Here is a 24,746-nt window from a genome sequence, read left to right on the forward strand (position 1 = left end):
ATGGTAATTTTTGTTAGTTTATTCGATTTTTCTAACGCTTGTGTCCAAGTTATTTACTCCAAAAAGTACAAAAAAGTGCATTTAAAGCTTTGAGATGACATGTTCTGAAATTTCTATTGAGTCGATGAGTGGATAAAGAAAAAAAGTTTCATAGAAATAAAATCTTCATTGCGTTAAAAATAAATGGCAAATTTCTTTTTGGAGATACTCTGATAAAACACGGAAGAATTACTTAAAATGCTTTGAAATCCTGTAGTTGAGGTACTTGTGAAAGAAAGAAATAGACAGGTGGCGCATGGATAAGGCTTTGATTCATAGTTGAAGGTTTTTAAATTATATCTTGAGAAAATTACATTTTTTTTAGACTATTCCCCAAATTTTATGGAGGTAATCTTCAAACAATTTTAGCAAGTGGTGAGTTTACTTAGGATAATCAAATTTTACTATGTCAAAATATACCCTTTTTTGGTTTAGAAGAGACCTCCGTCTACATGACAATGCTGGCTTATACAGAGCGTTGCGTAACCACTCGAATGTATTGCCAATCTTTATTTTTGATAGAAATATTTTAGATAAACTCGAGGACAAGAAAGACCGAAGAGTAGAATTTATTCATCAGGTAATCACCGATTTGGATATCCAGCTCAAAGCGTTAGGAAGCAGTTTGCTGGTAAAGTATGGTACGCCTGAAACGGTGTTTCCTGAGCTTGTGTCAACCTACGATATTGAGGCGGTTTACACCAATCATGATTTTGAAAGTTATGCCATCGGACGTGACAATATGGTACACGAATACTTGCAATCGGAAGGAATTGAGTTTCGTACCTTTAAAGATCATGTGATTTTTGAAAAAAATGAAGTCCTTTCAGGTAGCAAAACACCTTATACGGTATTTACACCTTATAGTCGAAAGTGGAAAGAAACACTTAATGACTTTTATGTAAAGTCTTATCCTACGGAAAAATATTTTTCTAACTTCTCCAAAATAAATTTACCCGATTCTCCCAGTCTTGAGTCTATGGGTTTTTTGCCTGTAGGTATGAGTTTTCCTGTCAAAGAAGTGAAGGACTTACTCGTCAAAAATTATGCAGAAAAAAGAGACTTCCCTGCGATTTTAGGTACCTCTCGATTATCTGTGCATTTGCGTTTTGGTACAGTAAGTATTCGAGAATTAGTGAAAAAAGCACAAAATTTATCAGAAACTTGGTTGAATGAGTTAATTTGGCGTGATTTTTATTTTAATATTGTATATCATTTTCCTCACATTTGTCAGGGAGAGTCTTTCCGTCGTGAATATGACCAAATACAATGGAGAAACAATGAGCAAGAGTTTGAAGCTTGGTGTAAAGGACAAACGGGCTATCCAATTGTAGATGCAGGAATGCGTGAGTTGAATACCACAGGCTTTATGCACAACCGTGTGAGGATGATTGTGGCAAGCTTTTTGACGAAGCATTTGTTGATTGATTGGCGCTGGGGCGAGGCATATTTTGCCAAAAAATTATTAGATTTTGATTTTGCTGCCAACAATGGAGGCTGGCAGTGGGCTTCGGGTAGCGGTTGCGATGCAGCACCTTACTTTAGAGTATTTAACCCGACTCTCCAAACGCAAAAGTTCGATAAGCAATTAGAATACACCAAAAGATGGGTGCCCGAATTAAATTCATTATCCTATCCACAACCGATTGTGAATCATGAAATGGCTCGTAAAAGAGTCTTGGAGGTTTATCAAAAAGCGTTAAAAAAATAAGTTTTTGATAAAATTGATTTACAAACCGTGACTTTTAACCTAAAAAAGGGTCATAAAATCAGTTGTATTGAAAAAGGGTAACCATTCATAAATGGTGGTTAAGATTATATAATGTTGTGTAGATTTCGAGAAAGGTGAGAGGCTGTTGCTCTCACCTTCTTTGTTTTATGACAATCTAGTTATTATCAAATTTCAAATCTTGTTTTAAGCCACTGTAGCTTCGTAAGTCGAGTGCCAAGGCTCCAATTTTTAATCCAATCTCTACACGAATCGGGATTTTGTTTGCATCATTCGATACCCAAATAATTACAGATTCCTCGTCTACAAAGAAATTGTTTTTAGGTAGCATTGGGATAATTTTATAGGTTTCTATTTTCCCAAATTTGGTCTTGATAGTTTCTTTTCCTTTAAACTTTAATCTCATATTATAGATTTTGTTATCAAAGAAAAAAGAAAGTGGGTAGCTCTCACCAGGCTTCGTTTTATTAAAATCCATCGCTCGAACATAATAATAACTACTCACCACATCTTGAATTCCGTCAGGAATACTTAAGGTTTTCTTTTCTTTGTCATCAATCAACTCAAAGGTTTTAGCTACATTTTGTTGATGGTCAAATATGACTTTTTCTTCAGCTTTGTAATTGCCTTCTTGCTTTTTCATGTAAAACTGGTGAGGCATAATTTTTTCACTGTCGATATGCGATGCCCATGTATCACGTACTCTTGTAACCCAGTCTGTTACACCAGTAGTACGACCATTTACCACTACTTTATAACAAGGACGACCATTGGCCATTTGAAATTTGTCGTCCACATCTACCACAGCTTCGGCGGCGTTTACAAAGCCATAATGCACTCTATATTCGATATGTTCGCCTTTGACCAAGCTCGTGGAGTCAACGATTTTATTGTTTTCCTGAAAAAAGCTAAAAGCAGTCAAGGATAGCAAGATTGTTCCTCCAATAAGAATCTTTTTCATGTTACTTGAGAAGTTTGTGGTTGTTGGCTGATTGTGGTTTCGCTCTTGTTGATTTTTAAAGGTTGATTCTTTGTCTTCTCAACCTAACCCGTCAATCCAGAGCGCTATTTATTCAAATCGCTTTTTTAAATACTCTAAAAATTTACGAAAGTCACCACGAAATTGTTTTTCAAAAATCTGCTCAAATTCATTTTGTTTTGAATGATAGGTTTTAAAGCTCACAAAATACGCATTGTTGGGTAAATCTTCATTTTTTAACTTATTGGAAAGTAATGGTTTATGTGACAACTGAGCATAAATACTATCTTCCTTTGCTACTATTTTTCTGATAAACGTATATTTTAAAGAATCCTTGTATTTATTAGAGTATTCGGGTTTGAAAGTTTTGTATAAACTATCCAACGTTAGGGTAGATTTGTTAAGATGTGTCACCAAAACTTTGCGCCATGTTTTGCCACGAACAAACTTTTGGTATTCGTCAGACTCATTGCCATATTTAGCTTTGAGGTATCTTTTAGCACCATATTCTCCGATGAAATTGGCTAAGTTTTCACTAGTTTCATGTTCGTTTTTGACAAAAATAGTTCCGTGAGTCATTTCATGAATGATAAGGCTCGCGAGTTTGCCTTCCGAATAAAATAGCATACTCGACAAGATAGGCTCAGGGAGCCACCCCAATGTTGAATAGGCAATTCCTTGTCCCAAATCGGTATCATAGCCTTTTTGCTGCCAAATTTTTAGTTCTTGAGCAGCCATGGTAGAATCAAAAAAACCTTTGTAAGTAAAATTACCAATAATAGGAAAATGAAACTCTACGGCTTCCATTTTGTAGGGCTCCGCTGCCGTTACGAGATAAACCAGTGGTTTGCCCTGCTGGTCGAATAGCGTTTGGTAAACGTCGGGATTATCTTTAAGTCCTAGCGAATCGGTGGCATAGCGCTTTATTTCGCCAATCAAACGGATGCGGGCTTTGAGTGAATCGGAGACATTAGGGTCTTTCAATACTTCGCTGAGGGGGCGAGTGTTAAAGGCAACATTCAATCCTCCTTTGGCTTGTGCGTATAAATAGATGGTCCAATTCCATTGCCACAATACGATACCTGAAAGTAAACCAAGGAAGGTGAGTACCCAATATCTTTTTTTCTTAAATAAGTTTTTCATTTTATCGAATATCAAAGTTTAAAGGTACGAATTTTCTGAAAACAGATACTTTAGACTTAACCGCCAAGTTTTTTTAATATTACTCTTTTGTGAATATATTTTTTATTTTTGTATAAAAATAATAGCCGTTTTGAGGAAAAATATTTTCAATAAGATTACCTTTTTTACACAAAAACTTGTAAATTCACATTCCGAAATCATAAAGCTCTTATGTTTTGATGAATAGTGATAGCGATAACGGTCAATCAGAAAAAATGCCACGATGTTGTAACGCATTGAAGTTTTTTGTGTAAATTTTGCCTCGAATCTCTAGGTAAACAAAATAGAGAAGTCTATTTGATTAACCTAAGTTATAAAAATTACAAAATGTGTTACCTACGTTAATTTTTACGTAATAACCCTAGAATTGTTCTTGAAAAGTACCGAGGTTTGGATTTTCTATAGACAATTCATTCAAATAAAGTCATTCTTTTTATCTTATATTTATACAACATGGCAAAGCAACAAGCTGAAGCAAGTAATCCTGCAGCAGAGAAACTCAAAGCCCTACAAACTACGCTTGAGCGTTTGGATAAAACTTATGGTAAAGGTACCGTAATGCGTTTGTCTGACAGTAAAGTTATAGACGTTCCAGTGATTTCTACAGGCTCATTGGGCTTAGATTTGGCACTAGGTATTGGTGGTGTACCTCGTGGAAGAATTGTAGAAGTTTACGGACCAGAATCTTCTGGTAAAACAACCTTAGCAATGCACTGTATTGCAGAGGCTCAAAAAGGAGGAGGTTTGGCTGCATTTGTTGATGCCGAACACGCCTTTGACCGTGCGTATGCCGAAAAACTTGGTATTGACACTAGCCAACTGTTGATTTCTCAACCTGATAATGGTGAGCAAGCTCTCGAAATCGCAGAACAATTGATTAGTTCAGGAGCTATTGACATTTGTGTGATTGACTCTGTAGCTGCCCTAGTACCAAAAGCTGAACTTGAAGGTGATATGGGTGATTCAAAAATGGGTCTACAGGCTCGTTTGATGTCTCAAGCTCTTCGTAAGTTAACAGGGGTAATTAACAAAACAGGTTGTTGCTGTATCTTTATCAACCAGCTTCGTGATAAAATCGGGGTGATGTTTGGTAACCCAGAAACAACAACAGGTGGTAATGCCTTGAAATTCTACGCTTCGGTACGTTTGGATATTCGTCGTATTGGACAAATCAAAGAAGGTGCTGATAATATCATTGGTAACCGTACAAAAGTGAAGGTGGTAAAAAACAAGTTGGCACCTCCATTTAAAGTAATCGAGTTTGATATTATGTATGGCGAAGGTATCTCAAAATCTGGTGAGGTGCTCGACTTAGCTGTAGAACTCGATATCGTAAAAAAATCTGGTTCTTGGTTTAGTTATGATGGAAACCGTTTAGGACAAGGTCGTGACGCCGTAAAAGAGATGATTCGCGATAATCCTGAATTGTTGGATGAGCTAGAACGCAAAATCAAAGATAAAGTAAAAGGCGATGACGGTGCGTTGTTAGACCCAGAAGGTGGTGTAGCAGATGACAGCAAGTTGGATGAAAGCTTATAATCCTGTCTTTTATAAATGTAAAAAGGAGAATGCCGAAAGGTGTTCTCCTTTTTTTATGGAAAATAGCTAAAATTCAAAAGCTTGCTTATTCTGCATCTAAAAGCATTGATCGTCTATGCAATATTTGAAAAAATGAGTATTTTGAGAAAATTTTATTAAACTACCTAAACCGTTTGGAGTTTCATTCACTTTTCCTGTTGATTTCCCCTCAACGGTGCGTCACAAACCTTAAACTTATTTAAAATGTCGATACACAAAAATCGTCGTAAAGTAGAAGTCTGTCACAACTGTCATAACATGCTGAAACCAGAAGATAATTTCTGCTCAAATTGTGGTCAAGAAAACCATGATTTGAAAGTAGGAATCGGACAGCTCTTGTATGATGTTTTTGAAGGCATTACCAATTTTGATACAAAGTTCTACAATACTGCAAAATCAATTTTTTCACAACCAGGTAAGATTACTAAAGATTTTTTGGAGGGAAGAAGGGCTCGCTATGTGCCTCCAATTCGCCTTTATTTTATTGTATCATTTGTGTTTTTTATTGCTTTCGATGAACTAGTAGAGATGGGCTTAAATTCTACGAATGATGTAGCAAGAGGTGTCATCGATGGATTGAAAGGTGATTCGAAACGAGCTGATAAAGATGAAGACGATGAACAAGAAAGTAATAAAAAGGAGGACAAATCTATACAAAGCCAAGCCCTGAAAGCTGTAAGACAAAAGAGAGAGGATAAGAGTAAGGAAATCGCAAATCTGAATATGGAACTTGATTCGGCTATTGCTAGGGAAGATACAAGTTTACAACATACCTTAGAAAAGAAGATTGCTAGAGATGAAAAACAGCTAAAAACACTTGATAAACAAACAAAACTAGCATCTCAAGCAAAAGGATTTATTGACTATGTATCGAATTTTGATATTTCGACTGATGAGATTTTAGACGAAATGAATGTAGAAAGAGAGGATACCCTAAGAGCTATTATTGATTCCTTACCTGAGTATAAGCAACGTCCCATATTAATAGAAATCCAAAAACAACTAGCTTTGGATTCGATACACACAGAAGCAATCACCGAACCTGCGGAGGATTTGAAGGCATACTTTACTGAAAGGCTGGGGAAAAAAGGCAAAATTGAGTACACCCTTATTCTACATTCATTGAAGAACAATGTAAAAGTACCCGTATGGATTGAAGGGGTAAAGGTATTCACCAAAAGTAGCGATGGAAGTCTTCAAAATAGAACTTATAAAAAACGTTTACTTAGTATGAGTAATGAAGATTTAGACAGTTTGATTGTAAAGGAGGAGGGAAGTAAAAGTACTTTTGCGTTTTTGAAAAGAGGTTTACGTCGTAACGTCACATATTATGAATTGGCATTTGACGAGGACGCCGAAAAGGCAATTGGCGAAATGGTTCACTTTGGTGTAAATGTAATTTCTTTCATGATGTTTATCCTAATGCCATTGGTAGCACTGATGCTTAAAATTAGCTACAGTAAGCGTGTTCATAGTTTACTATGGTACCCTTTCAAATGGATATCTTACAGTTTTAAATTGTTGAAATACACCTTGACGGGGGGCTTTATGCGCCAGAAGCCTTTCCCTGCTCTTCCAAAGCTTTTTGATGGACAAACTAGATTCTATTACGAACACTTGATTTTTTCAATACATATTCATTCAATTTTCATGCTCATGCTCATGATATTTGTTGGCATAGGCTTGCTGGTGGGGCATTGGAATATCGCATTGAGCGTTGCGATGATTGTATTTATGATTTACTTCGCTATGTCGCTTAAAGTAGTATATCGACAGTCTTGGCTAAAAACTATCTGGAAGTCTATGGTCTTGTTTTGTATGTACTGTTTTACGTTTACGATGGTACTTGGGATTACAGGCGCTATCAAATTTGCCTTACAATAGAAGTTTGAGTGAATTATGATTAAGTGGATGAGTGATTATTCATGAGTTGTGAGATACTTTCTTAGAAATATCCTGACAGTCAATTAAAAAGGCGTTCGAAAAACTCATTTCGAACGCCCTTTTTGATACTATATTTCAAGAGGATACATCTTTAGACGTTAATAATCACAAATCATTAAATGTGTTTATTAATTGTCTTTTTTGATGTAAGACTTGTTACCATTTGAGTTGATGTAGTAACGACCACCTTTTGGACCTTCGTAGATAGAGCGACCTTTGTCATCTTTTCCTACGATTTTGTCGTCGCCAGCAGCAGCTTTTTCCGTTTTCTTATCAACTTTTTTCGGCTCAGGTTTTACTGTTGAGTTTTTGTCATCAGTTTTCTTTACCTCTTTTTCTTTTTTCTTAGCGTCTTTGTCTGCTTTTTTATCTTCTTTAGCAGCCTTATCTTCCTTTACTTTCTTGTCTTCTTTCGGAGCTTTATCCTCTTTAGCTTTCTTGTCCTTTTTGTCGGTTTTGTCAGCTTTTTCTTCTTTATCCTTTTTGTCTTTCTTTTCTTTTTTCTCTTTTTTAGCGTCTTTGGTTTCGTCTTTAGGTTTTTGAGCATTAGCATCCCAAACTAATACATTAGCCAATAAAAGGGCAAGGGCAAGTAACTTCTTCATTTTTTTACGATTGTTGAAATGGTTAAAACTGGTTTTGACAAGTACGTCTATGATGTCTAGATCGTAATTCTGCTAAATATAGCAAAATTTTCTATTCCGACTATATATACGAATTAAGTCACTTTTTATTGAGGGGGAAATCCCAAAATATTTTTGCTGCAAGAAGGTCATGTGATTATTTAGGAGTATAGAAATTTTCTTATAAAAACAGCGTATAACTAAACCACAATTCTATTGTACAAAACCTTGAATTTATAAACTATGACTAAAATATCATTGAACTCCTACACTATTAAAACTACCTTTGCACTCATTTTTGAGGATAATTAATGGCATTAGAGTATAACCATAGAGCATTATTTCTGTTCATCATTCTGGGTATTAGGATGTTGTCTTCTCCCTTGGTATATCTCGATTACAGCCTGAGAAAAGATTATATTGCCAAAAATCTTTGTCAAAATCGTAATCGCCCAAGTATGCATTGTAATGGAAAGTGCTATCTTTCTAAGCAATTAGCCAAAGCTGCCGAACAAAAAGAAGCTCAACAGAAAAATGCAAGCACTAACTCAATCATAGATTTATATTGCGAAATCTGTATCATTACAAATACTCCAAAACTGATTTTACCGATTTACGAAATACCTAATCATTTCTTCCTACCTATATTTTATTTACAAAGCTTCTTTTCAAAAATCTTCAAACCTCCCATTTGTTAAGTTACCACTTTGTTGTACAACAGTTTGAGCTATGGTGTATTATGTCATAATATGCATGTAGCACTATGTCTCTGTACCCACAATTATCACAATTTGTTGAGGAAAACAGTACAGTTTTCTGTTTCTGACAGAGATTGAACGACTGTTTTCTCTTGTAAATACTAGGTTTATCCTATCTAATATCCCAAATTATATTCTCATGAAAAAAGTACTTTTTTCCATTTTATTTATAGGTAATTATATTGCTTCACAAGCACAAGACAAAGATTCTACTATTTTAAAAAATACAGATTTACACGAAGTAATTATTCGTGGAGTAAATAACTCAGCAGATGTGTCGAGTGAATACACTTCAAGAATACCGTTGAAAAATTTAGAAAACCCTCAGGTTACACATTCAGTAAATAGCAAGTTGATTTTGAACCGCAACTATTTTGTGCAATACAACATGCTGTCGAATGCCACTGGTGTATCGCCAAGTTGGGCAGGTGTTTCGCCATATTACACCGTAAGAGGATTTCGCACGCGTTCTAACTTCAGAAATGGTATATTAGGATATGTCGCCTCAGATATTGATCCTGTCAATATCGCTCAGTTGGATGTAGTAAAGGGACCAAGCGGAACCTTGTTTGGAAGTTCAATGACAGTATTTGGAGGTGTAATCAACCGTGTGACGGTCAAACCACAAGATGATACTTTTACAAGTATTACTTTGGCAGGAGGTAATAACAATTTTCAACGTGCGACTTTTGATGTCAATGCAAAGTTAGATGCTCAATCCAAAAGCTTGATGCGTGTAACGGGTGCTTACACCAACAAAGAAAGTTTTCAAGACCAAGGTGTTTACCAAAACTTATTTTTAGCACCGAGCTTTACATATAAAGCATCAGACAAATTGAGAATTGATGCGGAAGCAGAAATTTTGAGAAGAGTTTCGACCAATAATTTGTTATTGACACCCATGAACCCTCTCAAAAATGGTGTGTTGACTTATGCCGAAAGTCCAAGTGGATTGAATTTAGATTATTACAAATCTTACACAGATAATAGTGTTTTGTATAAAACTACCGCTATAAACTTGTACGGAAAAATTAGCTATATGCTGTCAAATCAATGGAAATCGGAAACAAATCTGATGACTTCAAATAGCGAGTCTTATGGCAACTATCAAACGATGGTTATGACCAATAATAATGCCTCGATTGTGCGTAGAATTGTCAACTATGCACCAGAGACTATTATCAATCAGCAAGTTCAACAAAACTTCATTGGAGATTTGAAAACTGGTTCAGTGCGCCACAGAGTATTATTAGGAGCTGATTATTATCGATATGTTTACGGAACAACTGCCAATGGGTTGGATGGTTCAAAGGCTAATGCTGCTAATGGTGTGGCACGACCAACTTTTGATACCGTGGCGGTGGCAGGGAAAAGTGTCAACGCTGGCTTACTCAATGAGTCAGAAATCAATAGCAGATTGCTAGGTAGAGTGCCTGCCATCACTAAAACTACGTTTACGACTTACTCGATATATGCTTCAGATGTGATTAACCCTACCAAAAACTTGACTTTGATGTTGAGTGCTAGAGTAGATTTCTTGCAAAATTCAGGTACTTATAATAAGACAACAGATGTTTGGACTGGAGCTTACGACCAAACTGCATTTTCCCCTAAAGTTGGTTTAACATATCAGCTATTACCTGAACAATTAGCTTTTTTCGCCAGTTACATGAATGGTTTTCAGAATGTAGCGCCTGTCAGTCAGGTAGATGGAACGGTAGCAAATTTCAAACCTCAATATGGTAACCAGTTCGAAACAGGTTTGAAATATGCTCATGAAAAACATTTATTAGATGCAAGCTTGAGTTTGTATGATATTCGAATTAGCAATACGGTGCGTGCCAATCCTGAGAATGTTTCTATGTTTATTCAAAATGGAAAACAATATAGTCGTGGAGTGGAAATAGATTTGCAGAGTCGCCCAGTAGAAGGGTTGTATTTGCACGGAGGTGTAGCGTATAATGATAGTAAGTTAACGTCGTCAGATGCCAACACCGAAGGTTTACGACCTGTAAATTCAGGACCTGCTTGGATGAGCAACTGGTATGCAAACTATACTTTTATGAAAGGAGATTTAAAAGGATTGGCAATTGGTTTTGGAGGAAATTATTATGGAAAAGATAACATTATTAATACCAAATCAGCTGGGACATTTGCGACAGATGCTTATACTTTGTTTAATGCAGTAGTTAGCTATTCTCAAAAAGCATATACCTTATCATTGAGTGGAGATAATATTTTTGATACAAAATATTACTATGGTGGTCGTGGATTTATTACGCCTGGGAATTTGCGTCAAGTAATTCTTTCATTGAAATTAAATTTGTAGAAGATTGTAATAACTGATTACTTCAGACAATAAGAGCAGAGTTTTGAGGAAATGTTTCTTTTATAAGTTTGCCCTTATTGTCTGAGTTTTTACAACAATAATAAACTTCAGTATTTGTGAAAGAAACTACAAATGCTGCTTTATCTTTGTGACATGGTAACAAAATACATATCACTTCTGCTAATTGTCTTGCTCAATGTACCAACATTTAGTAAGTGGAGTGTTGTTATTTATTACCAAGTCAACAAAAGCTCCATTGCTAAAGAGCTTTGCATAAATCGCAATAGACCACAATTACACTGTGATGGGAAGTGTTTTTTGGCAAAAAAATTAAAAGCTGCTGACGAGAGAGAGCAAAAATCTACTTCAGATAAGCTTGAAAAAATGCAAGAAATAACCTTGTTTTTCCAGAAAATAGAAGCTGGAATAACAGGTGAAAGTCGAGTTTTCCGAACCCTTATTTCTATCAACTATTTCTATATCGAACCTTTCTTAAGTGCTCGCGCTTTGAGCATCTTTCATCCTCCCCAATTTTAACTCAAATATTTTTGTAACGTTACATCGACCATCTAAAGTGGTTATTGTCCAGCTATGGACATAGGTAATGCTATTGTCTATTTGGTATGTTTTCTTAGTGGCTATTTACTTAGTAGCCACGGTAGAAGATATATCCAGATGGTTACTTTTATTAATACTCAATTCATTAACAACTTATGAAAGTTTCTCGAAAAAAAGCCCTACAGTCTCTTGTGACTGGATTTGTTGCTGTGCCAAGTCTTTCACAGGCTAATACCAATGCTGAATTATCAAGATTTAAGGAAGAATTTTCCGAAGCATGGAAAAGCTCAAAAAAATACACGTTGACGATTTACAATCAAATGCCAGAAGAGAAGATGGAGTTCAAATATACACCAGAATCCTTCTCATGGCGTACACAGTTTGTGCATTGTATCGTGTTTACGACAGCTCAATTGTGTGGACGTTTGAATATTCTTAATCCTAACGAATCTAAAGAAAAAAAGCAAGGCTACTGGAAGACTTTAACAAAGACAGAACTCGAACAGGAATTGATAGGCTTTTATGACTGGGTAGAAAAAGTAGTTACTGAGACTCATACTGAAAAACTTTTGCAGATGGAGAATTATGCAGGCGGACAAATACCGATTTGGCGTTTGTTCTGCACTCTCGAAAATCACATTATTCATCATCGAGGACAAGCCATTTGTTATTTGAGACTCAATGGCGTAACACCAGAAGGTTATATTGGTTGGTAAATATTACATCATTAATTATAAAACGATATTCAAATGAAAAAACTATTTTTTTTATTACTGACATTATTAGGAGCGAGTAATTTGTTTGCTCAAAAAACAACTTCGTTGAATATTAAATTTGACAACTTCGTGGGCAACGATCCCGTTGTGCTAAATGCCAAATCCTACAAAAATCAAGCGGGTGAAGATTTCAACATTAGTCTTCTTCAATATTATGTAAGTAACATACAGCTTGTCAAAAAGGATGGTTCTGTATATACTGTTCCTCAGGATGATTCGTATTTTTTGGTTCGTCAGAATCGTCCTGAAACCCAAACTATTACCTTGAAAGATATTCCCCAAGATAAATATGTAGGAATCAACTTTGTAATTGGCATTGATAGTGCAAGAAGCGCCGCCGAAATTGGTTACAGAAAAGGTTGTTTGGACGTTGCTGGTGATGCTCAAGATATGTACTGGGCATGGAACTCGGGATATATTTTTGTCAAAATGGAAGGTTCATCGCCTCAGTCAACCTTGAAGGAAAACATCTTTATGTACCACATCGGTTTATTTGGCGGTATCGGTGACAAAAAAACATTGAACAACATTCGTAATGTAAGTTTAGCTTTCAACAACGAAACCATCAAATTAAAGGCTGGGAAAGTCGCACCTATCATTCGTATCAAAATGGATGCCTCTAAAATACTCAATGGCGAAACCACAGTAAGTATCGCCAAAAATCCTTCGGTTATGGGTGGTCCATACTCAGCTAAAATTGCTGAAAATTACAAATCCATGTTCTCTTATAATGGCATTGGAATGCCTGCACCAACCGAAAAAATCAGTTTAGGATTGAAATAATATTGTATCATGAAAAACAAGATTTATCCAACACTATTACTGCTGTTTGGGCTTATGGTGTTGTTCTCGTTTAAAAGAGTGAGAGGAAATGACGATGAAAACTTATTTGCAATTCCTTCTAATTTTCCAAAACCAACTTACCATTTTAAAAGTAATCCACTAACTGCTGAGGGAGTAGAGTTGGGTAAAGCCTTGTTTTATGATGCCATTATTTCCTCAGATAACACAGTAAGTTGCGGCAGCTGTCATCAGCAATCGGCTGGATTTACACAACATGGACATGCGTTTAGTCATGGAGTTAATGACTTACTGACTAAACGTAATTCTATGCCTTTGTATAATTTGGCATGGTCGACCAGCTTTGGTTGGGATGGGGGCGTTCATGATTTAGACTTATTTGCTATTTCGCCAATTACTAATCCTGTTGAGATGAATGAAAGTATGGCTAATGTGCTAGATAAACTCCGAAAGTCTCAAAATTATCCATCTCTTTTCAAAAATGCTTTTGGTTCAGAAGAAATCAATACCGAACGGTTTTTAAAAGCGCTTTCTCAATTTATGCTTACAATGGTTTCAGCCAATTCAAAGTACGACCAGTATATGCGTATGGAGGGAGTAGAACTAGATGAAAAAGAGCAGGAGGGCTTGGAAATTTTTAAACAAAAATGCGCTTCATGTCATGCAGGTGAACTTTTTACCGATTATTCTTTTCGCAATAATGGACTTGGTGTTGCCAAAGTAGAAGACCTAGGACGTTTTGAGGTAAATCAACAAGAATCAGATAAACACAAATTTAAAGTGCCGAGTCTAAGAAATCTGGGATATACAGCTCCTTACATGCACGATGGTCGTTTCGAAACGCTTGAGCAAGTGCTAGACCATTACGCTGGGAAAGTGGTAAAATCTGAGTATTTAGATCCTATTCTACAACAAAATGGGAAATTAGGAATTAGCTTAAACTCAGATGAAAAGATGAAAATTATCGCATTTCTGAAAACCTTGGATGACGACTATTTTATCAAAAAAGAGTCTTTTTCTGAAAGTTCTTTAAAAACAGTTATTCCTAAAAAAGATATTTTAGACGATGTCAAAAAACTGTCTTTTGGCAACGAGAAACATCAACTCATCATGAATGAGAGTTTGGTACTATATCTAAAGTTGAAAGATGCTATTCTTAGAAAAGAGACAAATAAGGCAGCCGTTATGGCTAATAAACTTGCCTTATCGTTGGATAGAATTGAGAGAAAGAATCTGGATATTGCTTCAAGAGTTTATTTCGATAAAGTGTTTCAAGGAATTACCTTCGATGCCGATCACATTATTGAAGGAAAAGCCCTTGCTGAACACCAATTTGATCATTTTGGCGAATTATCCGCAAATATGTTTAGGTTAATGGCTTCTTTTAAACCATCAGACAAGCCTTTGTTTTATTATGAAAGTTCTGAGAAAAAATTCTCATGGCTCAGTAATTTATCCAATGAAGAAAGCACCTCAATCATTAAGCCATATCAATTCAAGGATTTGAAAAAAAGAGCCCTCTAGCCTTAGATTGAAATCCAACTTATACAAACTCTCAAGATTTGAAACAGATAGTAACCTTTTTATTGGCGGTACTCATTTTCTTGCAAGCACTTTGCAAGGTTGGTATCTACCTATCTTTCAAAATCAATCAAGACTACATTGCAAAAAATCTTTGTGAGAATCGTAATAAACCGAAAATGCATTGTAATGGAAATTGTCAGTTGATGAAAAAACTGAAAAATTCCGATAAAGAAGAACAAAAACACATACCACAATCGCTTAAAGATAAATTTGAAGTGTTGTATTGCCATGACTTCCAATGCCTCTCATTATGTACTCTGACTTACTTTTTCGTACAAAGAAAAGACTTGTATGGAGATAAGTCTTATGACCTTACTTCTTTTCATCCTGATATTTTTCAGCCTCCAAAACGTATTTTGATTTAATATTTTCTAGGAAAAATTCAAATAAAATCAATGCAATTGTCCGCTAAGGTTTGCATTGATGATATGCTATGTGCATATCTCTTAACGAGGAAGTTCCATATTCAATCAAATTATAAAATGAGTTTCAAAAATATTATCGCCATTATTCTATGCCTTTGGGCAACTAGCAGTTTTGCTCAAAAAATACAAGGAACAATTAAGTCTGAATCAGGAGAGGTTGTTGGCTTTGCAAATGTAGCAGTGTTAAATAGTTCTTTAGGAACAGTTGCTGATAAGTCAGGGAATTTTGCTATTCCTTTGAAGAAAGGTAAATATGAACTTCAAATTAGTGCTGTTGGTTTTGCATCGAAAATTGAACAAGTGGAAATAATAGATAAATCCCTAATATTAAACATCACTCTATCTGACAACACTCAAACATTGGGTGAGGTAGTCATTACCGCTGACAAGATTGAGGCTAGTTTACAAAAAACGCCTTTGGCAGTAACCTCATTAAATGCCAAACAATTAGAGGAATACAGAGTCTGGACAATCAATGACCTGACTGCATTAGCACCAAGTACCTTCACAGTAGAGCATGGCAATAGTACAGGTTCTAGTTTTTTGAACATCAGGGGCTCAATGGGCTTTTCAAATGACCAAGCGGTGGCTACTTATGTCGATGGCGTTTATCAATTTGACTACTTCTCTGCGCCACTTAACTTCAGTAATATTGAGCGAGTTGAAATTTTGAGAGGACCACAAGGCACGCTCTACGGAAGAAATGCCTTTGGAGGGGTACTCAATGTAATTACCAAAAGACCAACTAATAAGACTAGTGGTTTTGCCGAAATTGACCTAGGAAATTACGGACAACAGCGTTACAGCGTCGGTTTTAATACGCCTCTAATAAAAGATAAACTTTTTGTCAATGCTGGATTCCAATCAAACGGTCGTGGGGCAATCTATGATAATCCTACACAGAATACAAAGGAGTTTGATCAACATAATGCTTATATCGGTAATATTAACCTAAAATACCTTGTATCAGACAAATGGACGATCGACTTGAACACAAGATATGAAAGTGATAAAGACAAAGGCGCCTATCCTTGGTCGGCAACAGATAGTATAGCCAGAGCAAATCCTTATACTGTTTACGGAAATTGGGATAATACCGAACGAAGAACCAATTTCAACTCCTCTGCTGCTGTAAAATATTTTGGTAATAACTTCAATTTTACCTCAATTACCTCTTTTGTAGATTATCACATTTGGCTCCCAGGACGATTTGATTTTGACTTTAGCCCTGCTGAACTGATTAGCTTCACGACTTGGACAAAGCAAAATCAATGGACACAAGAATTACGCTTTTCTTCTCCTGCAAATACAAACAGATTGAAATGGACAGTAGGCTCTTTCTTATTTGGAGAAAAAAGCACGAATAGTAGTACTACTTATTTTGATAATGATTACGCATTACTCGACCCTAGTGCCCCTTATTCGTCAATTGCTAATGGCAAAAGAAATGCCTTTGGTGTAGCTTTCTTTGGTCAGGCTACGTATGCTATCACTCCCACATTTGATATTACTGTCGGAACGAGATATGATATAGAGCACCGTGAACTTACCCAAAATTCGGCGTTTGAAAAAGGTGGCGTTGTTATACCTATGACTACAGACAGCACTGCTAAGAAAACATTTAATGCCTTTACGCCAAAGGTAATTTTGAGTCAAAAGTTGACAGAAAATTCGATGATTTATGGTTCGTATGCCAAAGGGTTCAGAGTGGGAGGTTTCAATTTTGGAAACGTAACAAATCCTACCTACAATCCTGAAAAATCAGATAATTATGAGATAGGCGTTAAAAATACATTCCTGAACAACAGACTTAAAATCAACCTTACTGCTTTCTATTTTCAACAAAAAGACCAGCAAGTTTCTACCTCACAAGACGGTATAAACTATGCTACGCTCAATGTGGGTGACATGGATAATTATGGTTTGGAATTGGAGGTTGCAGCACTTCCTATTAAAAATTTACAGATTGATTGGACTGCCTGCACATCACATAGTGAGTATAAAAAATTAGAGCTTTTTGATGCAATTTCTAATTCAGTAATAAATTACAAAGGCAACAAAGCCATTAATAACCCTGCTTTGCAATCTATGTTGGCGGTTCAATACGGCCTGCCTTTATCAAAATCTGTTCAAAACCTCAAAGCCTTTGTTAGAGGAGAGTTGAGATACATTGGTCAGTATCAATTAGATTTTGTAAATGCCTTTCACCAGAATGCTTACAGCATGGTGAATGCAAGGGCGGGTGTTACTAGCAACCATTTTGACGTGGCTATTTGGGCACGTAACCTCAATGATGTACGATATATGGCTTTCGGTTATGGGTCTTATATGATGGGTATGCCCAGAATGTGGGGTATAACTGTAACAGGAAAGTTTTAATGCTTCATTACAGTAGGGTTGGATTTAACTAGTCCTACTGTAGTTGTTGTATTTAGTGATGGTGTTCTCTTGAGCACAGATATGCTAGAGACTTGGCCCTTACGGATAGGAAAGAAACATTTATCATTGGTAAAGAATCATATTCAGCTGATTTTTACAAGAAGATTTCTTAAATTGAAGTATTTATATCGTTAAACCAATTCCGAATAAAACATGGAAGAACAACATTTGGAGAGTTCTGATTTTTTGAAAGATATAGTTATTGGTATGTCCGACGGTTTGACGGTACCCTTTGCATTGGCTGCGGGTTTGTCAGGAGCGGTAGCTGATACTTCGATTGTCACAACGGCAGGTATTGCCGAAATTGTAGCAGGTGCTATAGCTATGGGCTTAGGAGGTTATTTGGCTGGACAAACCGAAGTAGAACATTACGAAGCCGAATTGAAACGTGAATACGAAGAAGTCGAAAAAGTGCCCGAACGAGAAAAAGAAGAAGTCCGAGAAGTGTTTGCTGATTATGGTCTCGATGCCGATATGCAGGAAGTAATTGTGGAGGCATTAGCAAAAGACAAAGACAAATGGGTTCATTTTATGATGAAATTTGAGCTAGGTCTCGAGAAACCAGACATCAATCGTGCAAGAAACTCCGCTGCCACTATCGGTATTTCCTATGTAATAGGGGGGATTATTCCATTGAGTCCATATTTTCTGGTCGATGATGCTATTTTAGGACTCAAATTCTCTGTGGCGATTACTTTGTTGGCATTGTTCGTCTTTGGTTTTTTCAAAAGTAGAATCACAGGTCAACATCCATGGATAGGTGCATTCAAGGTAACATCTATCGGTGCTGCTGCGGCGGCTGCCGCCTTTGGCGTTGCAAAGCTATTTGGATAATTCTCTTCAGGTTATAGGTTAATAGTGTAACTGGTATTAGAAAAGTATTCAGGCTTTTTTTGATTGTAAAAAAGAAGATTTGAACATGAGTAAAGTTTAGTGCTCATTTTCAAATCTTCCAATTCTCCAATTTAAACTAGTATCCTATCGCTGTGTCGTCTGCTCTAACATCGGCGCCACCTTCATATTTACCATTGGGCAAAAGTAGGATACAATCCATACGACCAATCGTGTTCTTTTGTGATTCTATTTTGTAACCACGACCTAACAATTTTTGTAAGGTTTGTGGAGTAAAGGCTCCTTCTTCAAATGTTGTTCTATTGGGTAGCCATTGATGATGAAAGCGTAGCGCATCTACCGCCTGTTGCATATTCATCCCATGCTCTACTACGTTTAAGAATACTTGGAAAACAGAAGTAATAATAGTTGAGCCTCCAGGTGTACCAAGAATCATAAATAATTTACCATCTTTCTCCACAATGGTAGGAGTCATTGACGATAACATACGTTTATTAGGAGCAATAGCATTGGCTTCGTTGCCTACCAAACCATACGAATTGGGGTGTCCCGGTTTGATAGAAAAATCGTCCATTTCATCATTAAGTAAAAAACCTCCACCAGCAACTACGACTTTGCTACCATAAGAGTTATTCAAAGTGGTAGTAATAGACACCGCATTACCTTCTTTATCGGCAAAAGAAGAGTGGGTTGTTTCCATACTTTCATAGCCAGCAATAGCACCACCTGAAACTTTTTTACTATCTGTGGCTGCATCGAAGCTAAAGTCATTCCAGCGTTGTTTTAAAAACTCTTGACTTAACAATTCTTTTTGAGGAACTTTTACAAAGTCAGGGTCGCCTAGCCACTTAGCACGATCAGCAAATACACGACGTTCAGCTTCAATCATTACTTGAGTCGTAGAGTCGGTGTGCCATCCCCATTTTTTCAAGGGATAATTTTCTACATATTTTAAAAGTTGCATTAATGCAATACCTCCTGAAGATGGAGGAGGCATGGTAATTACTTTTAAATCTTTGTACGTTTCAACAATGGCGTCACGCCAAACCGCATGGTAGTTATCCAAATCTTTTTGAGTGATAATTCCGCCGCCTTTATTCATTTCAGCCAATAAAAGCTTGGCTGTTTCGCCTTCATAAAAGCCCTTACGACCTTCTGATTGGATACGACGTAGGGTTTTGGCTAAATCTTTTTGAATTAATAGCTCGCCTTCTTTCCACTCAGACCCATCAGGTTTTAGAAAATACGTTTTACCCGGATTGTATTTCAATAAGTCGTCTTTAATTCTGTTTAATCCACGAGCTTCACGGGCAGTAAGCGCCACACCATTTTCGGCTAAGTCAATAGCAGGTTGAAGGACTTGTTTCCAAGACAGCTTCCCAAAACGTTTGTGTGCTTGTTCGAGACCATCAACAGCCCCTGGTGTTCCACTTGCCAAGTGACCATACCAGCTTGGCTGACCTGCTTTTACATCGCCTTTTTCGTCGAGATACATATCTCTGCTGGCTTTTTCGGGGGCTTTTTCACGGTAGTCTAACGTATAAGTATTCCCTTTTTTGTCACGAAATACCAAAAATCCTCCACCGCCAATATTGCCTGCAGCTGGGTGAACCACCGCAAGGGCAAACTGCGTTGCAATAGCTGCATCAATGGCGTTTCCTCCTTTTTTCATGATTTCAACTCCCACTTTTGAAGCTTCTGGGTGAGTAGCTGCTACCATACCATTTTGTGCATAAACAGGTTCTTTTTTAGCGACAAAAGGAGAAGCATTAGGATCATCATTTAAAAATTGATAAAAACCCTGATTTTCTTTGGCTTTGCTGATAGGAGAGGGCGTATTGTTAACTTGTACAGCAGGGGTTTTACAACTCCATATAAGCCCTAAAGTTGTCGAAGAGAGTAAGACAATGTGTTTAAATTTCATCATGATGAAGATTGGTTTTTAATTAACAAGCAGAAAGTACAAGAAGTTATTCGTTATCATTAGTAGGAAGTAAATTCCATCGATTCTGATAATTCATAGACTTTCTTTTTAGTTAAGGTAACAAGAAACACTCTTTTAGAAGATTCCTATATATCCTTCAAATATACAAAAAGCCCAAACTCTTTGAAGAAGTTTGGGCTTTAATTTCAAGACAAAAGTATTGAGACGTCTGTTACAAAATTTTATAAATATCAACAGAGTCGATTTTGTCTTTTAACTCTTTGATATTAATACTCGATTTGATAGCAGCATCTTTCTTTTTCTTCTTTGATGTCAAATCTTTTATTAAATCATCATACACCATTTGGGCATTTTTTTCGCCCACAGCCTCGATAATGTTATTGCCTTTGGCTACATTGATGGCTTGTTTTACTTGGTCAAAATAACGAGTTTCGAGGTCAAAATAGTTATCATGAATTCCTACGAAACGATTACAAAGTGATTGTAAATAATCTAAGTTGTTGTTGACATGACGTACATCTAATTCAGATTGTAACAATTCTCCAAGATTTACTTTGCCATCTTTTCCTACATATTTCTTTTCAATTTCTGTAGTTTTTTTACGCATCAATTCTGGCGTAAATTCTCCCATTACATAATTGAAATAGTCATCAATGGTTTCATCTCCACGAATCTCTCTTGGATTGAAGCCTATCTTCTGACCGTCTTTCTTAAATTTTTCTAACACATCAAGTTGTAACGTTTCCAAAAGAGTGACCGTTTGTGAACTCGAAGTAGCGTTGGTTAAATTGGCTTTGTCCAAAGCATTATAAAAACCAGTATAACGTTGAAGTTCTTTTTCAAACTCTTTGATTTTGTCAAAGTTTACCTTTTTGTCTTGTACACCTGCCGCGTACGCCACATTTACAGCCGCAGTCGAAAGATTCACCGCTTGTGAAGCATACGGAATCAAACCTACGATAGGGCTATCTTTTAAGCTTTTGAGAACAGATACAAAACGCTCATTTTTCTCTTTTTTATCGAAAATTGCCTTGTTTTGAGCTGTTTTAAGAATAACCTCCTCAAAAGAAAAACCTAAGGGTCCTTTTTCGACACTACTGAGTTTTTTGATATAACCTTGATAATCTTGGTTGATCACCTGTGATTTTAGGTCAATAATATCATCGCTCAGAATTTTATATACCTCTGCACTTTTGACCAAATTTGTACGGATTTTCTCCCACTTTGTACGGTCAGTGAGCGATTGATTTTTAGAAATATCGTTCAAAGAAACGCTTTGTAGTTCGATACGTCCTTTGAGATTTTCATTTTCGTTTTGTAGCTTAACCAGATTATTCTGAATGTTGACAATCAAGGAATCAGAATAAATTTGAGCGTTAATAGTTGTTGTTAAGCCAAAGAGGATCAAAAAAAGGAATGAGAATGTTTTCATCGTGCTTTACCAGAAATAGTTTTGGAATTTTCCCATCAAGAACGGAATGCCTATTAATTAATTGTCAAAGGTCTAAATTCCTTAGCATTTTTTATCTTGCTTTATCAAGTATTCTTATATTGATTATAAGATAAACTGGAAAAGTTATATTTATGCTATTGTATTTATACTCAATAAATGGTAATCGTTTGAAAGACCTGTTAGTTAAAACAAAGCCTTAATTTGACAATTCCTGATTTCTAATGGGAGAGAAATAGCTCTACATTATTAACGATTAGATAAACGTTTTTTGTTCATTCAATAGAAATGTTTGAGTAAAAGGATTTTCGAAAAAGAACAACCAAATCTCTAACAGCGTTAGTTTTATTGCTTATGGCTATAAGTAAGTATCTGTTATTTAACTATTTCCTCAAAATGAAAGGGTTGGTGGATAATACAAGAAAAGTAGAATGTTTAAGAAAAACTAACGATATATTTGGATAAAATCGATATTCTTAAAATAAAATTTGCTAAAGTATAGAAAGATGTCATTCTTTAAAAGAAAAGAATTGAGATAAGCTCGATAGGCTATAAAAAATGCCATATCTTCTAGAAAATGATTCTAAATAAAATACAATTATATTTGTTAATGCAAAAAACTTGGGATACCTTTGTACCCGTTATACAAAAACATCCGCACGTCTCTGTGTTCGCTTCTTGGCATGAAGCAATTTCCAATCTCGAACTGTTATCAGTTTAAATCGGTTTCTCCAGAGCTTTAACGGATGTTTCGGGCATCATTAAAGCAAATTTTAACAATCACAATTTTGTCGTTTTTGACCAAGCCATAGATAGGGATTTTCACCATTCTGTTCAGGACGAATGAATGGCAGACATCTCTGATGCCTTGTAACTAAGGTTACGTCAATTACCGACATTTCGAAAAACAATGAGTCAATTATTAAGATTCGACGAACTTTCATTATCACAAGAAGTTCAACAAGCGGTAGCAGATATGGGTTTTGAGACAGCATCTCCAATCCAATCTGAGGCAATTCCATTCATTCTTGAAGGTCGCGATGTTATCGGGCAGGCGCAAACAGGTACTGGTAAAACAGCTGCTTTTGGTATTCCAATTGTAGAAAAAGTAATTCCTTTCGAAAAGGTAGTTCAAGGTTTGGTTCTTTGTCCTACTCGCGAGTTGGCGGTTCAAGTAACAGAAGAATTAAAGAAAATTGCAAAACATAAAAAAGGTGTTTGGGTAACTACAGTATATGGTGGTGACTCTATCGAACGTCAAATCAAATCTTTGAAGGCAGGTGCAAACATTGTTGTGGGTACTCCTGGTCGTGTAATTGACTTGATTGAGCGTCGTGCCTTAAAATTAGAAAATGTAAGTAAAGTAGTTCTTGACGAAGCTGATGAAATGTTAGACATGGGCTTTAGAGAGGATATCGAAAGCATTTTACAAGAAACTCCAGAAGAGCGTCAAACTATTTTCTTCTCAGCAACGATGTCGAAGCCTATCATGGCATTGACTTCTCGTTACCAAAACGATCCTAAATTGGTGAAAGTTGTGAAGAACGAAATCACTAACTCCAATATCGAACAACTTTACTATGATGTAAAAGGTAAAGCGAAAATGGAGGTAATGACTCGTTTGATGGATTTCTATTCAGTAAAATTATCATTGGTATTCTGTAATCAGAAGAAAAGAGTTGACGAAGTAGTAGAAGAATTACAATTGCGTGGTTATGCTGCTGAAGGTCTTCATGGTGACTTGCGTCAAGCTCAACGTACTAATGTAATGTCTAAATTCCGTTCGGGTGTTGTAAACGTATTAGTTGCAACAGACGTAGCGGCTCGAGGTTTGGACGTAGACGACGTAGATGCAGTATTCAACTATGATGTGCCTTTAGACGAAGAATATTATGTACACCGTATTGGTCGTACAGGTCGTGCTGGTAAATCTGGTAAGGCATTTACGATGATTGTTGGTGCTGAGCGTAACCGTCTTCGTGAAATCATGAATTACACTAAAGTGAAAATTGACAAAGGTGTAATTCCTTCATTCTCTGACGTAGTAGGTGTGAAAAAAGGAATGTTTATCGACCGTGTACGTGGAGCTATCGAAGAAGGTGATTTAGAATTGTTCGAAGATGTATTACAAGCACTACAACATGCAGGTTATTCTACAGAACAAGTAGTTTCTGCTTTGGTGAAAATGAACATGGGTATCACGAAAAATGAATTCGCTGACGAGAACTTAAGCGGAGAATTTGATCGTCGTGACCGTTTCAACAACAGAGATAGAGACAATAGCGGTCGTCGTGGTGAAAGTCGTTTTGAAAGAGGTGGTCGTGATGATCGCCGTGGTGGACGTTCTGAGCGTGGTGATAGCAGAGATAGAGGTGGTCGTTCGGAAGATAGAGGTCCTCGTTCTGACAAACAAGGTCGTCCGTACCGTCGCGATGCAAACATGGTAAGAATGTTTGTTAATATCGGTTTCAACGAAAAAATCTCTCCAGCGAATATCGTAGGTGCATTTGCAGGTGAATCTGGAATTCCAGGTAACGTCTTAGGTCAAATTGATATCTTTGACAAATACTCGTTTGTAGACGTTCCGAAAGAATTTGCAAATACTGTATTGAACCGTATGGAAGGTGCTTCTATCAAAGGTAAAAAAGTAAATGTAGAGATTGCAAAGCCTAATAACTAAGCAATTAATTCATATAGATTGGAGGCCGCTGTGAAAACAGCGGCCTTTTTTATTTTCTATCATTTTAGCTATATT

General features: G+C 36.4%; 18 protein-coding genes. 13 read left to right on the forward strand and 5 right to left on the reverse strand.

Annotated elements, in window-relative coordinates; genetic code table 11:
- Positions 1–445 precede the first annotated feature (445 nt).
- Positions 446–1,750 (forward strand): cryptochrome/photolyase family protein, encoded by a 1,305-nt coding sequence (locus QM481_RS14075; RefSeq protein ID WP_283382202.1) that lies wholly within the window; start codon positions 446–448, stop codon positions 1,748–1,750.
- Positions 1,751–1,925: 175 nt separating this feature from the next.
- Here QM481_RS14075 and QM481_RS14080 read toward each other — a convergent pair whose 3' ends face one another.
- Both QM481_RS14080 and QM481_RS14085 read right to left on the reverse strand, forming a co-directional pair.
- Positions 1,926–2,729: a DUF3108 domain-containing protein gene (locus QM481_RS14080; protein ID WP_166552182.1), complete on the reverse strand. Its 804-nt coding sequence runs from the start codon at positions 2,727–2,729 to the stop codon at positions 1,926–1,928.
- Positions 2,730–2,837: 108 nt separating this feature from the next.
- On the reverse strand, positions 2,838–3,890 hold the full coding sequence (locus QM481_RS14085; protein WP_283382203.1) for an aminopeptidase: 1,053 nt from the start codon (positions 3,888–3,890) through the stop codon (positions 2,838–2,840).
- A gap of 492 nt (positions 3,891–4,382) precedes the next feature.
- Between QM481_RS14085 and recA the strand changes: the two genes are divergently transcribed.
- Both recA and QM481_RS14095 read left to right on the forward strand, forming a co-directional pair.
- Complete coding sequence (gene recA / locus QM481_RS14090; protein ID WP_283382204.1) at positions 4,383–5,468, forward strand: recombinase RecA; 1,086 nt, start codon at positions 4,383–4,385, stop codon at positions 5,466–5,468.
- A gap of 243 nt (positions 5,469–5,711) precedes the next feature.
- A complete protein-coding gene (locus QM481_RS14095; protein WP_283382205.1) occupies positions 5,712–7,391 on the forward strand; it encodes a DUF3667 domain-containing protein in 1,680 nt (559 codons plus the stop codon).
- 188 nt (positions 7,392–7,579) lie between these two features.
- Here QM481_RS14095 and QM481_RS14100 read toward each other — a convergent pair whose 3' ends face one another.
- Positions 7,580–8,056, reverse strand: coding sequence for a hypothetical protein (locus QM481_RS14100; protein WP_283382206.1), 477 nt, complete (start codon positions 8,054–8,056; stop codon positions 7,580–7,582).
- A 329-nt stretch (positions 8,057–8,385) separates the two neighbouring features.
- Here QM481_RS14100 and QM481_RS14105 point away from each other — a divergent pair, with 329 nt between their 5' ends.
- The 9 genes from QM481_RS14105 to QM481_RS14145 all read left to right on the forward strand — a co-directional run bounded on the left by QM481_RS14105 (position 8,386) and on the right by QM481_RS14145 (position 18,578).
- The gene (locus QM481_RS14105) at positions 8,386–8,772 is read left to right on the forward strand and encodes a hypothetical protein (protein ID WP_283382207.1); all 387 of its coding nucleotides are present in this window, start codon (positions 8,386–8,388) and stop codon (positions 8,770–8,772) included.
- 199 nt (positions 8,773–8,971) lie between these two features.
- Positions 8,972–11,161, forward strand: coding sequence for a TonB-dependent siderophore receptor (locus QM481_RS14110; protein ID WP_283382208.1), 2,190 nt, complete (start codon positions 8,972–8,974; stop codon positions 11,159–11,161).
- A gap of 153 nt (positions 11,162–11,314) precedes the next feature.
- Positions 11,315–11,698 carry a hypothetical protein gene (locus QM481_RS14115; RefSeq protein WP_283382209.1) on the forward strand — a complete coding sequence of 128 codons (384 nt, stop codon included), beginning with the start codon at positions 11,315–11,317 and terminating at the stop codon, positions 11,696–11,698.
- Positions 11,699–11,874: 176 nt separating this feature from the next.
- Entirely contained in the window at positions 11,875–12,435 is a 561-nt protein-coding gene (locus QM481_RS14120; protein WP_283382210.1) for a DinB family protein, read from the forward strand.
- 33 nt (positions 12,436–12,468) lie between these two features.
- The gene (locus tag QM481_RS14125) at positions 12,469–13,278 is read left to right on the forward strand and encodes an MbnP family protein (protein WP_283382211.1); all 810 of its coding nucleotides are present in this window, start codon (positions 12,469–12,471) and stop codon (positions 13,276–13,278) included.
- Between the two features lie 9 nt (positions 13,279–13,287).
- Positions 13,288–14,820, forward strand: a complete 1,533-nt coding sequence (locus QM481_RS14130; protein ID WP_283382212.1) for a cytochrome c peroxidase — start codon at positions 13,288–13,290, stop codon at positions 14,818–14,820.
- 38 nt (positions 14,821–14,858) lie between these two features.
- Complete coding sequence (locus QM481_RS14135; RefSeq protein ID WP_283382213.1) at positions 14,859–15,245, forward strand: hypothetical protein; 387 nt, start codon at positions 14,859–14,861, stop codon at positions 15,243–15,245.
- A gap of 117 nt (positions 15,246–15,362) precedes the next feature.
- On the forward strand, positions 15,363–17,684 hold the full coding sequence (locus QM481_RS14140) for a TonB-dependent receptor (RefSeq protein ID WP_283382214.1): 2,322 nt from the start codon (positions 15,363–15,365) through the stop codon (positions 17,682–17,684).
- Positions 17,685–17,897: 213 nt separating this feature from the next.
- Positions 17,898–18,578: a VIT1/CCC1 transporter family protein gene (locus QM481_RS14145; protein WP_283382215.1), complete on the forward strand. Its 681-nt coding sequence runs from the start codon at positions 17,898–17,900 to the stop codon at positions 18,576–18,578.
- Positions 18,579–18,714: 136 nt separating this feature from the next.
- Here the strand turns inward: QM481_RS14145 and ggt are convergent, their stop codons facing one another.
- On the reverse strand, positions 18,715–20,520 hold the full coding sequence (gene ggt, locus QM481_RS14150) for a gamma-glutamyltransferase (protein WP_283382245.1): 1,806 nt from the start codon (positions 20,518–20,520) through the stop codon (positions 18,715–18,717).
- Positions 20,521–20,752: 232 nt separating this feature from the next.
- A complete protein-coding gene (locus QM481_RS14155; protein ID WP_283382216.1) occupies positions 20,753–21,973 on the reverse strand; it encodes a hypothetical protein in 1,221 nt (406 codons plus the stop codon).
- Between the two features lie 928 nt (positions 21,974–22,901).
- Between QM481_RS14155 and QM481_RS14160 the strand changes: the two genes are divergently transcribed.
- The gene (locus QM481_RS14160; RefSeq protein WP_283382217.1) at positions 22,902–24,671 is read left to right on the forward strand and encodes a DEAD/DEAH box helicase; all 1,770 of its coding nucleotides are present in this window, start codon (positions 22,902–22,904) and stop codon (positions 24,669–24,671) included.
- Positions 24,672–24,746 lie beyond the last annotated feature (75 nt).

The organism is Flectobacillus rivi, from assembly GCF_030056655.1.
GTDB lineage: Bacteria > Bacteroidota > Bacteroidia > Cytophagales > Spirosomataceae > Flectobacillus > Flectobacillus rivi.

Bases quoted from the DNA above. Each gene is read 5' to 3' on its own strand.
- QM481_RS14075 (WP_283382202.1), top strand. From the start codon at position 446: ATGTCAAAATATACCCTTTTTTGGTTTAGAAGAGACCTCCGTCTACAT.
- QM481_RS14080 (WP_166552182.1), bottom strand. From the start codon at position 2,729: ATGAAAAAGATTCTTATTGGAGGAACAATCTTGCTATCCTTGACTGCT.
- QM481_RS14085 (WP_283382203.1), bottom strand. From the start codon at position 3,890: ATGAAAAACTTATTTAAGAAAAAAAGATATTGGGTACTCACCTTCCTT.
- recA (WP_283382204.1), top strand. From the start codon at position 4,383: ATGGCAAAGCAACAAGCTGAAGCAAGTAATCCTGCAGCAGAGAAACTC.
- QM481_RS14095 (WP_283382205.1), top strand. From the start codon at position 5,712: ATGTCGATACACAAAAATCGTCGTAAAGTAGAAGTCTGTCACAACTGT.
- QM481_RS14100 (WP_283382206.1), bottom strand. From the start codon at position 8,056: ATGAAGAAGTTACTTGCCCTTGCCCTTTTATTGGCTAATGTATTAGTT.
- QM481_RS14105 (WP_283382207.1), top strand. From the start codon at position 8,386: ATGGCATTAGAGTATAACCATAGAGCATTATTTCTGTTCATCATTCTG.
- QM481_RS14110 (WP_283382208.1), top strand. From the start codon at position 8,972: ATGAAAAAAGTACTTTTTTCCATTTTATTTATAGGTAATTATATTGCT.
- QM481_RS14115 (WP_283382209.1), top strand. From the start codon at position 11,315: ATGGTAACAAAATACATATCACTTCTGCTAATTGTCTTGCTCAATGTA.
- QM481_RS14120 (WP_283382210.1), top strand. From the start codon at position 11,875: ATGAAAGTTTCTCGAAAAAAAGCCCTACAGTCTCTTGTGACTGGATTT.
- QM481_RS14125 (WP_283382211.1), top strand. From the start codon at position 12,469: ATGAAAAAACTATTTTTTTTATTACTGACATTATTAGGAGCGAGTAAT.
- QM481_RS14130 (WP_283382212.1), top strand. From the start codon at position 13,288: ATGAAAAACAAGATTTATCCAACACTATTACTGCTGTTTGGGCTTATG.
- QM481_RS14140 (WP_283382214.1), top strand. From the start codon at position 15,363: ATGAGTTTCAAAAATATTATCGCCATTATTCTATGCCTTTGGGCAACT.
- QM481_RS14145 (WP_283382215.1), top strand. From the start codon at position 17,898: ATGGAAGAACAACATTTGGAGAGTTCTGATTTTTTGAAAGATATAGTT.
- ggt (WP_283382245.1), bottom strand. From the start codon at position 20,520: ATGAAATTTAAACACATTGTCTTACTCTCTTCGACAACTTTAGGGCTT.
- QM481_RS14155 (WP_283382216.1), bottom strand. From the start codon at position 21,973: ATGAAAACATTCTCATTCCTTTTTTTGATCCTCTTTGGCTTAACAACA.
- QM481_RS14160 (WP_283382217.1), top strand. From the start codon at position 22,902: ATGAGTCAATTATTAAGATTCGACGAACTTTCATTATCACAAGAAGTT.